The organism is Pseudomonas sp. RA_105y_Pfl2_P56 (assembly GCF_963970845.1).
GTDB classification, from domain to species: Bacteria; Pseudomonadota; Gammaproteobacteria; order Pseudomonadales; family Pseudomonadaceae; genus Aquipseudomonas; species Aquipseudomonas baetica_A.
In genome coordinates, this window is sequence record NZ_CAXAPL010000031.1 from 25,471 (window position 1) to 39,738 (window position 14,268).

The following is a 14,268-nucleotide window of genomic DNA, read 5'->3' on the forward strand; positions in this document are numbered from 1 at the left end:
GTTGGTGTTGGTAGTGCCGGGGCGATCAGTTCGCCTCTAAAAGAGGATCAAGCGCGCGTACGTGCTCGACCTGCCAGCCAAGCGGAACCACGTCACCGACAGTGAGCCCGGGATCGAGCTCGGCAATCGGTTGTTTCACGAAGAAGTCGGTCTTGCCGCAGACTTCCAGGCGCACCCGGACGTGGTCGCCCAGATAGATGAATTCCGCCACCCTCCCTGAGAAGCGGTTGACGCATTGGTCGCTCGAACCGTTGAGGCTGACGCGCTCGGGGCGGATCGACAAAGTCACCGGTTCGCCGGTCTGGCCGACGTTGACCGCCAGCGCCTCGACCTTCTCGCCACGACCGAGTTCGACCACGCAGCGCTCGCCGTTCTGGCTGAGCAAGCGGCCGTTGAGGCGGTTGTTCTCGCCAATGAAGTTGGCGACAAAGGTGTTCTTCGGCTCTTCGTAGAGGGCGCGTGGCGGCGCGATCTGCTGAATTTCGCCCTGATGGAATACCGCAACGCGGTCGGACATGGTCAGGGCTTCGCCCTGGTCGTGGGTCACGTAGACCACGGTCACGCCGAGCCGCTGGTGCAGGTGCTTGATTTCCATCTGCATGTGTTCACGCAGTTGTTTGTCGAGGGCGCCGAGCGGTTCGTCCATCAGTACCAGTTGCGGTTCGAACACCAACGCACGAGCCAGTGCCACACGCTGTTGCTGGCCACCGGACAACTGTGCCGGATAGCGTGAGGCGAACGCGTCGAGCTGAACCATGCTCAAGACTTTCTTGACCTTGTCGCCGACGTCGCTCTTGTTCAGGCCGCGCACGGTCAGCGGGAACGCAAGGTTCTCGGCCACGGTCATGTGCGGGAACAGTGCGTAGTTCTGGAACACCATGCCGATGTCGCGCTTGTGCGGCGGTACGTTGTTGATCGCACGCCCGTCCAGAAGGATTTCCCCGGCCGTCGGTGTTTCAAAACCGGCGAGCATCATCAGGCTGGTGGTCTTGCCGGAGCCGGACGGCCCGAGCAGGGTCAGGAACTCGCCTTTGCGAATGTCCACGTTGAGGTCTTTGACGATCAGGTTCTCGCCGTCGTAGCTCTTCTGCACTCCACGAAAGCTGACCAACACATCACTGGCCCCTGCGTTTGAATCGACCTGGCTCATACCCGCACCTTTGTTGTTGATGACTGCTTGTGGGTTAAGCCTAGTGGCTGCTGACAGGCACGCAAATCGGGGCGCAGGAGAGAATCGCCTCAGCCGGATGGAAGGTTGGGGGTAGGGATTGCCCTACAAGGATGGCGCGTTTGGACAAGGCAGCCGCGAGCGACAAGCTGCGAGCCAACAGAGCAGGCACTAGCCGCTGTCGCTAACGGATATGCCCACAATCCGGAACACAGTGAAGATTCCATGTGGGAGGGGGCTTGCTCCCGAATGCAGTGGGTCATCCAACTTAGTTGGCGGCTGATACACCGTATTCGGGAGCAAGCCCCCTCCCACCGTTTTTGATTGCGGTGATCTTCAGAGGAGTTTGTGTTCCATCGCGTATTTGACCAGTTCGGCCAGCGAAGTAATGTTGAGTTTCTGCATCAACCGCGCCTTGTGCGTGCTGATGGTCTTGCTGCTCAGGGCCAGTTGCTGGGCGATGTCGTTGACGTTGGCGCCTTGCGCCAAGCGCTCGAACACCGAGAATTCGCGCTCCGACAACAAAGAGTGCAACGGTCGCGCATCAGTCAGGCCAACCTCGAAGACCATCCGATCAGCCAGATCCGGATCGATGTAGCGCCCGCCCGCCGCGACTTTGCGAATGGCGGTCAGCAACAGCGCCGGATCGCTGTCCTTGGTCGCGTAGCCGGCCGCTCCGACCTTCAATGCCCGTGCCGCCATTTGTGCTTCGTCGTGCATCGACAACACCAGAATGGCCGGCGGATTGTTCAGCGCACGGATTCGCGGGATCGCCTCAAGGCCGTTGACCCCAGGCATGGAGATGTCCAGCAACACCACTTCGCACGGCACATGACGCAGGGTTTCAAGCAGTTGCTCACCATTGCTCGCCTCCCCCACCACTTGCAGGTCCTTGGCCAGGCCAATCAATTGCTTGATGCCTTCTCGGACAATGGTGTGGTCTTCGGCTACCAGTACTCGGATCACGTTCTTCTCCAGATTCAGTCAAACCTCATCCACCGGCACCCAAACATTCAGACTGGTGCCCTCCCCCGGCTCACTCTCAAGCGCCAAGCGCCCGCCCATGATCAGCACCCGCTCACGCATGCCGACCAGACCAAACGACGTCGCCCTGCCCGTAGGGGCGACAAAGCCTACGCCATCATCGCTGACCGTCAGACACAATTCGTCGCCTTCCAGCGCCAGCGTCAGCTCCACAGTATGCGCCTGAGCATGGCGCATCACGTTGGTCAACGCTTCCTGCAGGATACGGAACAAGCCAATCGCCTTGGCATCGCTCAGCGCCGGCAGATTATCCGGCACCTGCACCAGACACGGAATTTGCGTGCGCGCTTCGAATCGGCGGGCCTGCCATTCAATCGCCGAAGCGATCCCGGCATCCAGAATCGGCGGCCGTAGCGCCGTCGCCACATCGCGCACCAACTGGAACAATTGGGCGATCAGGCGTTTCATGCTGTTCAATCGCTCATTCAGCCCTGGGTCCAGTTGCGCGTAAGCCAGTTCGCACATCGATGTTTCGAGTTTGAGCACCGTCAGCATCTGCCCCAATTCATCGTGAACCTCACGAGCAATGCGCGCCTTCTCTTCTTCGCGGACACTTTCAAGGTGCGCCGACAGTTCACGCAGTTGCTCACGCGATGCCGCCAGTTCCAGTTCGATGCGCTTGCTCTCGGTGATGTCCCAGACGATGCCGTCCCAGACATAGGCGCCATCCTCCAACTGACGGGTGATCGCCTTGATCTCGGCCCAACGCTGCTCACCCTGGCGCGTGAGGATTCGCCCCTGCCACGACCAATCGCTGTCGGTATCCAGCGCGTGATCCTGCGTGCGGTGATAACCGGCCTTGTCGTCCGGGTGCACCAGACTGCGCAGGCCCATGTCGCGATGGGCAATCGCCGCCGGCGCGTAACCGACCAGACTTTCGCTGCCCTCGCTGATATAGGCAAAGTCGATCTGCCCGGTCACTGGCGCCCGCTCCAGACGGAACACCAGCCCCGGTACATTGGCGGCGATCCCCTGCAGCCTTGCCTCACTTTCCTGCAACGCCGCCAACGCGCGACGGCGTTCCGTGACATCGGTGAGGTAAACCACCAGATATTCACTCTCGCGAAAACGCAGAAAGCTCAGCGATACGTCAGCCGGCAGGATGCTGCCATCGGCGCGCACGCAACTGGTTTCGAAGCTCAGCGGGCCTTCTTCACTGGTCCGCGCGCGCTTCCACAGGCTGAGCCAGCGGTCCATGTGCAGACCCGGTTCGAAGTCGATCAGCGGTCGTTCGATGAGTGCGCCAGAGGGGTAGCCGAGCATGTTTTCCGCCGCGCGGTTGGCATAGCGAACATGACTGTCCCAGTTGACCCAAAGGATGCCGACTGTACTTTGATCGATGGAGAACTGCGTCAGGCGCAACGCCTCTTCGCTGGCTGCGCGCAGGGCGATGTCTTCCCGTGCGGCGAGCAGACGTTGCTCAAGGCTCTGTTGCTGGCGCCGCTGCCAGAACACAATCGCCGCGCAACTGAGCAGCATCACCGCGAACAACAGACTGAGGTTCTGCCAGAACCCCGGCGACTCCGTCAGTCGCGGGTATTTGGGTTGCAGCCATTGATTGTGCAGGCGCTCCAGATCCCTGGCCGGGATTGCGTTCAAGGCACTCTGGACAATGCCCGCCAGTTCCGGCCAATCGCGACGTGAGGCGACTCGCAGCAATTGCGGCAGGCCCACATCACCGACCACCACCAGTTCGGCAAACTCGGGCTCGGCCGACAACCGACCGAGTTGTGCCTCATCAATCACCGCGTAAGAGGCCTGCTGACTCAGCAGCAACTGCAACGCCTGACGCTCCAGCGGCACGCCTTGCAGATTCAGATGGGGATAGTTGCTGCGCAGATAGTCGGCGGTGGCACTCGGCATGCGGATGGCGACGCGAGTCTGGCTGTCGATTTTTTCCAGATCCACTGCTCCGCTGGACTTTTGATCGCTGACCACCAGTTGCGGGACACGCATGTATGGATCGGAAAACTTCCACAGACGCAGGGCACTCGGCGTCTGGGTCAGGCCCGGGGCGATGTCGATCTCGCCGTCGCGCAAAGCGGTTTCCAATTGCGCCAGATCCTGAAAATTACGCCAGCTCAACTCGATATTAAGAGCCCGGGCCAGCCATTTCATCAACTCGACGTTGGCCCCGGACAGGCGCTGCAAGCGTCGGTCGTACTGCGCAAAGGGCGCCTGCAACACCAGACCGACACGCAGTTCATGGTGTTGCGCCAACCATTGCTGCTGGCCCTCTGACAATTGTGCAACGTGTGCCGGTGGCGCAGGCGCGGCCCAGCCCATCAAGGGAAACCACAAACAGCCGATAACCCACAGGCAGCAAAATCGCTTCATTGAAGCCCCATACACTGACAAATTCTGACCAACCCATTAGGCTGCCGGGATACTTTCTGGCCTGGAATAACCGATGCCCTCTGTCTACCGCCTGGCAATGCCAGCATTGTGCCTGTCGCTGATCCTGCCTTGTGCGTTTTCCGTCGAAGCGGCCGATCCGGCGCCTGCCACCACGTCGGCCCAACCCGCTGAAGAAAAACCCGTCGAACGTCAGCCACTGCTTGAGCGTAGTCAGGAAGAGGCGGCGGCACTGGAACGTATCGTCCCGACGCAAGAACAGCAACAATTGCAGGCTGGCAGCGAGACCTTCCTTGCCCTGTGGAAACCGGCCAATACCGCCGAACCCAAAGGCGCGGTGATTATCATCCCCGGCGCGGGCGAAACAGCTGACTGGCCTCAGGCAATCGGCCCGTTACGGCAAAAATTGCCGGACGTCGAATGGAGCAGCCTGAGCATCACCCTGCCCGACCTGCAAAGCGATGTCATCGCACCGCGCGTGATCGAAGCGGCGGCACCAGCGAAAGCCCCCGAAAGTGGCAGCAAGGATGCCACCACTGCGCAACCGATCGAACAAGCGGCTGGCGGTGAAGCGGAGGTGGCCGATCAGGTGGTGGCCGAAACAACGGAAGAACAAGCCAAAGCGGATGCCGAACGCATCTTCGCGCGCATCGACGCAGCCATTGCCTACGCCGAACAGCAGAGCGCACGCCGTATCGTGGTGCTCGGTCACGGCACGGGGGCCTACTGGGCAGCGCGTTATTTGAGCGAGAAGCAAACGGCGCAGGTCGAGAAGTTTGTCATGGTCGATGCGCAGGTCCCGACCAAGGCCAAACCACCACTGGCCGAACTCACGCCCATGCTGAAGTTGCCGACCGCTGATATTTTCTACATGGACAAACCGCTGGATCGCCATGCGGCGCTGGAACGGATGCAGGCGAGCAAGCGTTTGAAGACTTCGGCGTTCAGCCAAGTCGCACTCAAGGCACTGCCGGACAACAAGGCAGAGCAGGAACAATTGTTCCGCCGGGTGCGTGGTTGGTTGAATCCGCAGAACCCGGACTGATCCAGCGCCGAGTTGCCCCATTCGCGAGCAAGCCCGCTCCCACACTTGATTGCATTTCAACTGAACAAACGCGATCGAATGTGGGAGCGGGCTTGCTCGCAAAGAGGCAAGTGCTAACAACACCCATCTAGTGCCTAACGAAAATCCCGCCGTTCCCGAATCAACGTGTAGGCGTTGTGCAAATCGCGGGTTTTCTCGGTCGCTTCACGCACCTGTGCCGGTGTCGCACCGCTGCCGGCAATCTTGTCCGGATGATGCCGACTGAGCAAACGTCGATAAGCCCGTTTGATCTGCGCCGGCTCGCTGGACACCGAAACACCCAGCAGACGCATCGCTTCCTGATAGCTCACCGCCGCACTGACGATTGGCCGCTTGCCGGGCTCGTAATCACTGGCCAGTGCCTGCACCTGATGCGTCGTCCAGCCCAGCCATTTACCCCACTGCGCCAGCAACTCCCGCTCACTGACGCCAGCTCGACCGTCGGCCCAGACCATCCGACAACACGCACGCAATACGCCTTCGGCCGCGTGCGGCTGCGCACTCAAACGCCGAAGATAGCCGCGCAGACGATCACTGCCGGACTTGCCGCGATTGAACGCCGCAATCGCCCGACGCATCGCCGGGTCGCTCATTTCCAGCGCTCGCATCTCGTTGCGCGCCTGCTGAATATGCCCGTCCGTGACCCGGCCATCACTCTTGGCCAGACGCCCGAGCAACACAAACAACAATTCGTCGTTGCGCAACACCGACCGACCACCGAGTTTTTCCCGCAGATGCCCCCAGCTCTGCAAGTGCAGGCGCCGATCCAGCGCCTGCCCCAACAACGCCCCAAGCATGGCCCCCGGAATGCTGGCGATAGCAAAACCCGCTCCGGCTCCAATCAGAGTCCCTGGCCACAACATATCAGCGACTCGCTTCTATCAAGGTTTGAGCTTCGGCCAGACGCTCGTGCGTGCCGACATCAACCCAATGGCCCTTGAGTCGCTCGCCAGTAACCTCGCCTTCAGACATGGCCTTGCGCAGCAACGGCGCCAGTTTGAAGGCGCCGTGTGCACAACCCTCGAACAGTTGCGGATGGAGCACGGCGATGCCGCTGTAAGTCAGCGTCGCGGCATCCGCCTGGCCATCAATCACTTGCCCGTCAACCAGTGAGAAATCACCGGCAGGGTGATGCGCCGGATTGTCCGCCAGCACCAGATGCGCCAGACCGGGGATCGGTTGGTGCAGCACGCTGAAGTCGTAATCGGTCCAGATGTCACCGTTGACCACCAGAAACGCGTCGTCACCGAGCAACGGCAGCGCCCGGAAAATACCGCCGCCGGTTTCCAGCGGCTCGCCTTCCGGCGAGTACTGAATGCTCACCCCAAACTGCGAGCCATCGCCCAGGTAATCCTCGATCTGCTGACCCAGCCAGGCGTGATTGATCACGATCTCGTTGAATCCGGCTGCTGCGAGGGCGCGCAGGTGATATTCGATCAACGGGACGCCGCCGGCACGCACCAGCGGTTTGGGCGTGGTCAGGGTCAGCGGGCGCATGCGCTCACCTTTGCCTGCTGCCAGAATCATTGCCTTCATGCCGTCGCTCCACCACGCAGACTGGTGAACAGCGCTTGCAGTTCCGCCAGCTCAGGACGACGAGCGATCACCGCCTCTATATAAGAGAAGAAGCGCGGTACATCGGCCAGATAACGCGGCTTGCCGTCGCGATGGCAGATGCGCGCGAAGATGCCGATGACTTTCAGGTGACGCTGCACACCCATCAGGTCGCTGGCGCGCAGGAAGTCTTGAAAATCTGGCTGCACCGGGATGTTCAGCACCGAGGCTTGCTGCCAGTAACGCTCCAGCCATCCGTGTACGCGCTCCTCAGGCCAACTGAGGAAGGCGTCCTTGAACAGACAGGTCACGTCGTAGGTCACGGGGCCATACACCGCATCCTGGAAATCAAGCACACCGGGATTTGGCTCGCTGAGCATCAGATTGCGCGGCATGTAGTCGCGGTGCACCAGCACTTTTGGCTGGGCCAGGGCGCTATTGATCAACAGATCGCTGACCTGCTGCCACTGTTGTTGCTGAGTCGCATCGAACTCGACACCGAGTTCACGCTTCACGTACCACTCAGGGAACAGTTCCAGCTCGCGGCGCAGTAAAGCAACGTCATAACTGGGCAACGGCGCAACCATCGGCAACTGCTGAAAAGCCAGCAATGCTTGCAGGGCATCGTTGAACAATGCGTCGGCATTTTCAGTGTCGATCACGTCCAGATAGGTCTTGTTGCCCAGGTCATTGAGCAAAAGAAATCCGCGTTCGAGGTCTTCTGCATAAATTTTCGGCACATTTATTCCGGATTTCGCCAGCAAAAAGGCGATATCCACGAACGGTTTGCAGTTTTCCTGGGGGGGCGGCGCGTCCATGACGACGAAGCTGCGACCCGCGCCCTCCCAACGGAAGTAACGGCGAAAACTCGCGTCGCTACTGGCCGCGGTCAACGTGGCCGGGGGCACGGCGCCCCAACCCTGATCTGCAAAAAGGTTTGCCAACTGCTCATCGAGCCAAAGTTTCAGGTGTTGCAAGCGTACATCTTGGTCAGGCATTGCAAGGGTCTCCGACGGCGCTAGCCGTCAAGCGGGTCATGCTTTATTATCCAGCATCTTTTTCAGACCATCGAGAGGCGTGCGGCCCACACCGCGGGCAGATGGCACGCAGGAAGCCCGGACTAATAAGATGGCATTGAAATCCCCCGCGTTTCGTAAAAAATTTCCGTTGTTGGTAACCGGCAGTCTGCTGGCTATGCAACCTCTGGCCAGTCAATTCGTTGTCGCCGCCGAGCAGTATGACTGCTCTGTATCGGCTACGGGTGCCTGGGACTGTTCGCCCAAGACGCCGGCCGCTGCATTGCCGCCGCGTCCGGTGCATGACGGCAGTGCCGTCAGCGCCACCGGCGAAGCCCCGGCACAGAACGGTTCGACCACCGACACTGGCGCCAAGCCCGTGCTGGTCACCGAAGCCAAGGGCCGCGGTTTGAAATCCCGTAGCGAAGACTTCAGTCACCTCGACTGGGTTGCGCGCGAGAAGCTCACCGCCGCCCAATTGGCCGAGACCGGTCCATATTGCTCAGGTGCTTATATCGAGCCGATTCGTCCTGGCATGAATGACAAGACGAATAAAAGCGATGCTCCGACCTTTATCGGCGCAAAAGCCTCTCGCTATAACACCGATGATCAAGTCGGTACGCTGGCCGGTGATGTCGTCCTGCGTCAGGGCAGCATGCAGGTCGAGTCCGACGAGGCCAGCCTGTATCAGGCCGAGAGCCGCGCCGAGCTCAGTGGCGACGTGCGTATCCGTGACAACGGCGCGCTGATCGTTGGCGACCACGCCGATGTGCAGCTCGACACTGGCGAAGCCAAGGTCGACAACGCCGAATACGTGATGCACAAATCGCGCATTCGCGGTAACGCGCTGTACGCCAAGCGTGCCGAAAACGCGATCATCCGCTTGAAGGACGGCACGTACACCACGTGCGAACCGAACAGCAACGCCTGGCAGCTCAAGGGCAACAACATCACCCTGAACCCGGCCACCGGCTTCGGTACCGCGACCAACGTGACGTTGCGCGTCAAAGACATTCCGATCCTGTACACGCCGTACATCTACTTCCCGATCGATGACCGTCGCCAGTCGGGCTTCCTGCCGCCGACCATCGGCACCGGCAGCGACACCGGCTTCATGCTGGTAACGCCGTACTACTTCAACCTGGCGCCTAATTACGACGCCACGTTGTATCCACGTTACATGAGCAAGCGTGGCATGTTGGTGGAAGGTGAGTTCCGTTATCTGACCAAGTCCAGCGAAGGCCAGTTCGGCGCTGCGTACCTGAACGATGACGACACCGAACGCAGCAAGCAGACCGATTACGAAAAAACCCGATACATGTACAACTGGCAGCACAAGGGCGGTCTCGACTCCCGCGTGCTCACTGAAGTTGACTACACCAAGATCAGCGATCCGTATTACTTCCAGGATCTGCAGACCGATCAGATTGGTGTGAAATCCAGCGACTACGTGAACCAGCAGGGCGCGGTTACCTATCGTGGCGACAGCTATACCGCGCGGTTGAACGCTCAGGCGTATCAGTTGGCAACCGTTTCGAACATCACGCCGTATGATCGTTTGCCGCAGATCACCTTCAATGGTCAGCTGCCGTATCACCCGCAAGGTTTGAATTTCGATTACGAGACCGAGCTTGTTCGGTTTGATCGTGATCTGCAAAATGGCAATTTCACAAACGAGGACGGCACTGTTGAACGGCGACTGGACAATAACGTAACTGGCTTGGCCCGTGCCAACGGCGACCGTCTGAACCTCAAGCCGGGTGTCAGCCTCCCGATGAACTGGACCTATGGCTTCCTGAAGCCATCGCTCAAGTACCAGTACACCCAGTATCAATTGGATCTGGACGGTACCGGTAAACAAGGCATCATTGACCAACAGGCAGCCGCAGCGCGTAATGGCACCAGATACGTCGGTGGCACCTTCGGCAGCAACCAGAACCGCGGCGTGCCAATCGCCAGCATCGACAGCGGCCTGTACTTCGACCGTAACACGTCGTTCTTTGGCAAGAACTACCGCCAGACCCTGGAACCGCGCCTGTTCTACCTCTACGTTCCTGAGGAAGATCAGAAGGACATTCCGGTGTTCGACACCAGCGAATACACCTTCAACTACGCGTCGCTGTTCCGTGACAACCGTTTCTCCGGCTCCGACCGTGTCGGCGACGAGAACAAACTGTCGCTGGGCGTAACCAGCCGCTGGATCGAAGACAATGGTTTCGAGCGTCAACGCATCAGCGTCGGCCAGGCCCTGTACTTCAAGGATCGCGAAGTCCAATTGCCGGGCATCGATGCAAAAACCCGTGATGACGCGAAATCCAACGTTTCGCCATATGCACTGGAATACGAATACCGCTGGAACCGTGATTGGCGCACCACGGCCGATTACAACTGGGATCCGGACAGCCGCAGCCCACGTTCCGGCAGTGCAATGTTCCACTACCAGCCTGAAGACAACCCGAACAAGGTCATCAACGCCGGCTATCGCTATCGCAATGACCAGGTTCGCTACGACCAGAACACCGGTAAATGGTCGGTGGGTGGTGGTGACTACGGCACTCCAGGCCAGCCTGGCTACGTGAAGGACTACTACAAAATCAAACAGCACGACTTCTCGGTGATCTGGCCGATCGTGCCGCAGTGGAACGCCATCAGCCGCTGGCAGTATGACTACAACCGTAACCGTACCCTGGAAGCCTTCGGTGGTTTCGAGTACGACAACTGCTGCTGGAAACTGCGCCTGATCAACCGTTACTGGGTTTCCTATGACGAGTTCAGTCAGAACGCACCGGAAAACGAAAAAGGCGACCATGGCGTCTTCCTCCAAATTGTTCTGAAGGGACTCGGTGGCCTCACTGGCGCCAAGGTAGAGAGCTTCCTCGACAAAGGCATTCAAGGTTATCGTGAACGTGAAGACCAAGCTTTCTGATTGTCTGCGCCCGCTTGTGCTGGGCGCGCTGTTCCTGGGTACTGCGGCGAATGCTGCAGTACAGCCCATCGATAAAGTGGTAGCGATCGTCGACAGCGACGTGGTCATGCAGAGCCAACTGGATCAGCGTGTCCACGAAGTTCAGCAGACCATCGCCAAGCGTGGGGGCGGTTTGCCGCCTCCAGGCGTACTGGATCAGCAGGTGCTCGAACGCCTGATCGTCGAGAACCTGCAATTGCAGATCGGCGAACGTTCCGGTATCCGCATTACCGATGAAGAACTGAACCAGGCTGTTGGCACCATTGCCCAGCGCAACAACATGACGGTGGATCAATTCCGTGCTGCTCTGGCTCACGACGGCCTGTCTTACGACGACGCCCGCGACCAGATCCGTCGCGAAATGATCATCAGCCGTGTACGTCAGCGCCGTGTAGCAGAACGCATTCAGGTGTCGGAACAGGAAGTGAAGAACTTCCTCGCCTCCGACCTGGGCAAGATGCAATTGTCCGAAGAACTGCACCTGGCCAACATCCTGATTCCGACCCCGGAAAGCGCCAACTCTGAAGCGATTCAGAATGCCGCGCGTCAGGCCATGGAGATTTACCAGCAGCTCAAGCAAGGCGCCGACTTCGGTCAATTGGCCGTCGCCAAATCCGCCAGCGACAACGCACTGGAAGGCGGCGACATGGGCTGGCGTAAAGCCGCGCAGTTGCCACCTCCGTTCGATCGCGAGTTGAGCAGCATGGCCGTCGGCGACGTGACTCAGCCTGCACGCACGCCAGGTGGCTTCATCATCCTGAAGTTGCTGGCCAAGCGTGGTGGCGAAACTCAAACCCGCGATGAAGTGCATGTGCGCCACATCCTGGTCAAGCCAAGCCCGATCCGCGACGAAGCCAAGACCAAGGCCTTGGTTCAATCGCTGTACGAGCGGATTCTGGCCGGTGAAGATTTCGCCACCCTGGCGAAAAGCTACTCCGAAGACCCGGGTTCGGCCCTCAACGGCGGCGACCTGAACTGGATCGACCCGAACGTACTGGTTCCGGAATTCCGCGAAGTAATGGCCAAGACCCCTCAAGGTCAGCTGTCCAAGCCATTCAAGACCCAATACGGCTGGCACGTTCTGGAAGTCCTTGGCCGTCGCGCCACTGACAGCACTGAACAAGCCCGCGAGCAGCAAGCCATGACGGTATTGCGTAATCGCAAATACGACGAAGAGCTGCAAACCTGGCTGCGTCAGATCCGTGACGAAGCGTACGTAGAGATCAAACTTCCTGGTGCAGACCAGGCAGCGCAGTGAAACCCAAGCGTTTCGCGCTGACACCCGGCGAACCAGCCGGCATCGGTCCCGACCTGTGCCTGCTGCTCGCCTCGCAAGCCCAGCCTCACCCCCTGATTGCCATCACCAGCCGCGGCCTGCTCCTTGAGCGGGCCGCGCAGCTGGGGCTGGCCGTCAATCTGCTGGATGTTGCGCCCGGTCAATGGCCAGATGCGCCCGCACCTGAACATAGCCTTTACGTCTGGGATACGCCGCTCAGCGCCCCCGTGGTGACCGGGCAACTGGACAAGGCCAACGCGGCCTTCGTCCTCGAAACCCTGACCCGCGCTGGCAATGGCTGCCTGAACGGCGAATTCGCCGGGATGATCACCGCGCCAGTACACAAAGGCGTGATCAATGAGTCAGGCATCGCGTTCTCCGGACACACGGAATTTCTCGCCGATCTGACCCACACCGCGCAAGTGGTGATGATGCTTGCCACACGCGGTTTGCGCGTGGCACTGGTCACCACTCACCTGCCCCTGCGCGAGGTTGCCGATGCGATCACGCCGCAACGACTGGAGCGGGTCACGCGGATTCTGCACGCCGACCTGCAAGACAAATTCGGCATCGCCCGGCCACGCATTCTGGTGTGCGGGCTCAACCCGCACGCCGGTGAAGGCGGACACCTGGGCCATGAAGAAATCGACATCATCGAACCCACATTAGAGCGCCTGCGCGGCGAGGGCATGGACCTTCGTGGCCCGCTGCCTGCCGACACTCTGTTTACCCCCAAATATCTGGAGCACTGCGACGCAGTGCTGGCGATGTACCACGACCAGGGCTTGCCCGTACTGAAGTACAAAGGCTTCGGCGCCGCCGTCAACGTGACCCTCGGCCTGCCGATCATCCGCACTTCGGTCGACCACGGCACCGCCCTGGATCTGGCCGGCAGCGGCAAGATCGATACCGGCAGCCTGCAAGTCGCCCTGGAAACCGCCTACCAGATGGCCGAGACCCGTTTATGACCGAGCAATACCAACACAAGGCGCGCAAACGCTTTGGCCAGAACTTCCTGCACGATGCCGGCGTTATCGACCGCATCCTGCGCTCCATCAGCGCCAAGTCCGAAGACCGCCTGCTGGAAATCGGCCCGGGCCAGGGCGCGCTGACCGCCGGCCTGCTCAACTCCGGCGCACAACTTGACGTCGTGGAGTTGGACAAGGACCTGATCCCGATCCTCAACCAGCAGTTCGCCGGCAAGAGCAACTTCAACCTGCATCAAGGCGATGCGCTGAAGTTCGACTTCAATACGCTCAACGCCACGCCGAACAGCCTGCGCGTAGTCGGCAACCTGCCTTACAACATCTCTACGCCACTGATTTTCCACCTGCTGAGCAACGCCGGCATCATTCGCGACATGCACTTCATGCTGCAAAAGGAAGTTGTCGAGCGACTGGCAGCGGGTCCTGGTGGCGGTGATTGGGGTCGCCTGTCGATCATGGTTCAGTACCACTGCCGCGTGGAACACCTGTTCAACGTCGGCCCGGGAGCGTTCAACCCACCGCCGAAAGTCGACTCGGCTATCGTCCGTCTGGTCCCGCACGCGGTACTGCCGCACCCGGCCAAGGATCATCGCCTGCTGGAGCGCGTTGTGCGCGAAGCCTTCAACCAGCGCCGCAAGACCCTGCGCAACACGCTCAAGCAATTGATGACGTCTGCCGAGATCGAAGCCGCCGGTGTCGATGGCAGCCTGCGCCCCGAGCAACTGGATCTGGCCGCCTTCGTGCGCCTGGCCGACAAGCTCAGCGAGCAAGCCCCAGAGACGCCCGCCGCCGACTGACAAGTGATGAACGCTATCGGGCA

Annotated in this window: 11 protein-coding genes; 5 read left to right on the forward strand and 6 right to left on the reverse strand. The window is 60.1% G+C overall.

Annotation, left to right across the window (positions count from 1 at the left end):
* Positions 1-25 precede the first annotated feature (25 nt).
* From AACY11_RS20005 to AACY11_RS20015, 3 genes are all read right to left on the reverse strand, one after another.
* Positions 26-1,150, reverse strand: coding sequence for an ABC transporter ATP-binding protein (locus AACY11_RS20005; protein ID WP_339433312.1), 1,125 nt, complete (start codon positions 1,148-1,150; stop codon positions 26-28).
* A 354-nt stretch (positions 1,151-1,504) separates the two neighbouring features.
* A complete protein-coding gene (locus tag AACY11_RS20010; RefSeq protein WP_008085218.1) occupies positions 1,505-2,134 on the reverse strand; it encodes a response regulator in 630 nt (209 codons plus the stop codon).
* A gap of 18 nt (positions 2,135-2,152) precedes the next feature.
* Positions 2,153-4,549, reverse strand: a complete 2,397-nt coding sequence (locus AACY11_RS20015; RefSeq protein ID WP_339495577.1) for a PAS domain-containing sensor histidine kinase — start codon at positions 4,547-4,549, stop codon at positions 2,153-2,155.
* A 73-nt stretch (positions 4,550-4,622) separates the two neighbouring features.
* Here AACY11_RS20015 and AACY11_RS20020 point away from each other — a divergent pair, with 73 nt between their 5' ends.
* Positions 4,623-5,612: an alpha/beta hydrolase family protein gene (locus AACY11_RS20020; protein ID WP_339433310.1), complete on the forward strand. Its 990-nt coding sequence runs from the start codon at positions 4,623-4,625 to the stop codon at positions 5,610-5,612.
* 134 nt (positions 5,613-5,746) lie between these two features.
* Here the strand turns inward: AACY11_RS20020 and AACY11_RS20025 are convergent, their stop codons facing one another.
* From AACY11_RS20025 to AACY11_RS20035, 3 genes are read right to left on the reverse strand one after another with little or no spacing between them, the layout of a single operon-like run.
* On the reverse strand, positions 5,747-6,514 hold the full coding sequence (locus tag AACY11_RS20025) for a TerB family tellurite resistance protein (RefSeq protein WP_339495578.1): 768 nt from the start codon (positions 6,512-6,514) through the stop codon (positions 5,747-5,749).
* Between the two features lies 1 nt (position 6,515).
* Positions 6,516-7,187, reverse strand: coding sequence for an N-acetylmuramate alpha-1-phosphate uridylyltransferase MurU (murU, locus tag AACY11_RS20030; protein ID WP_339433308.1), 672 nt, complete (start codon positions 7,185-7,187; stop codon positions 6,516-6,518).
* Entirely contained in the window at positions 7,184-8,203 is a 1,020-nt protein-coding gene (locus tag AACY11_RS20035) for an aminoglycoside phosphotransferase family protein (protein ID WP_339433307.1), read from the reverse strand. The genes murU and AACY11_RS20035 overlap by 4 nt, the downstream gene beginning before the upstream one ends.
* A 130-nt stretch (positions 8,204-8,333) precedes the next feature.
* On the opposite strand from AACY11_RS20035, the gene AACY11_RS20040 reads away from it, so the two are divergent.
* From AACY11_RS20040 to rsmA, 4 genes are read left to right on the forward strand one after another with little or no spacing between them, the layout of a single operon-like run.
* The gene (locus AACY11_RS20040; protein WP_339495579.1) at positions 8,334-11,147 is read left to right on the forward strand and encodes an LPS-assembly protein LptD; all 2,814 of its coding nucleotides are present in this window, start codon (positions 8,334-8,336) and stop codon (positions 11,145-11,147) included.
* The gene (surA, locus tag AACY11_RS20045; RefSeq protein WP_401138670.1) at positions 11,128-12,444 is read left to right on the forward strand and encodes a peptidylprolyl isomerase SurA; all 1,317 of its coding nucleotides are present in this window, start codon (positions 11,128-11,130) and stop codon (positions 12,442-12,444) included. Before AACY11_RS20040 ends, surA begins: the two co-directional genes overlap by 20 nt.
* Positions 12,441-13,430 (forward strand): 4-hydroxythreonine-4-phosphate dehydrogenase PdxA, encoded by a 990-nt coding sequence (pdxA, locus tag AACY11_RS20050; RefSeq protein WP_339495580.1) that lies wholly within the window; start codon positions 12,441-12,443, stop codon positions 13,428-13,430. Before surA ends, pdxA begins: the two co-directional genes overlap by 4 nt.
* Positions 13,427-14,245: a 16S rRNA (adenine(1518)-N(6)/adenine(1519)-N(6))-dimethyltransferase RsmA gene (gene rsmA, locus AACY11_RS20055; RefSeq protein WP_339495581.1), complete on the forward strand. Its 819-nt coding sequence runs from the start codon at positions 13,427-13,429 to the stop codon at positions 14,243-14,245. Before pdxA ends, rsmA begins: the two co-directional genes overlap by 4 nt.
* Positions 14,246-14,268: the final 23 nt, after the last annotated feature.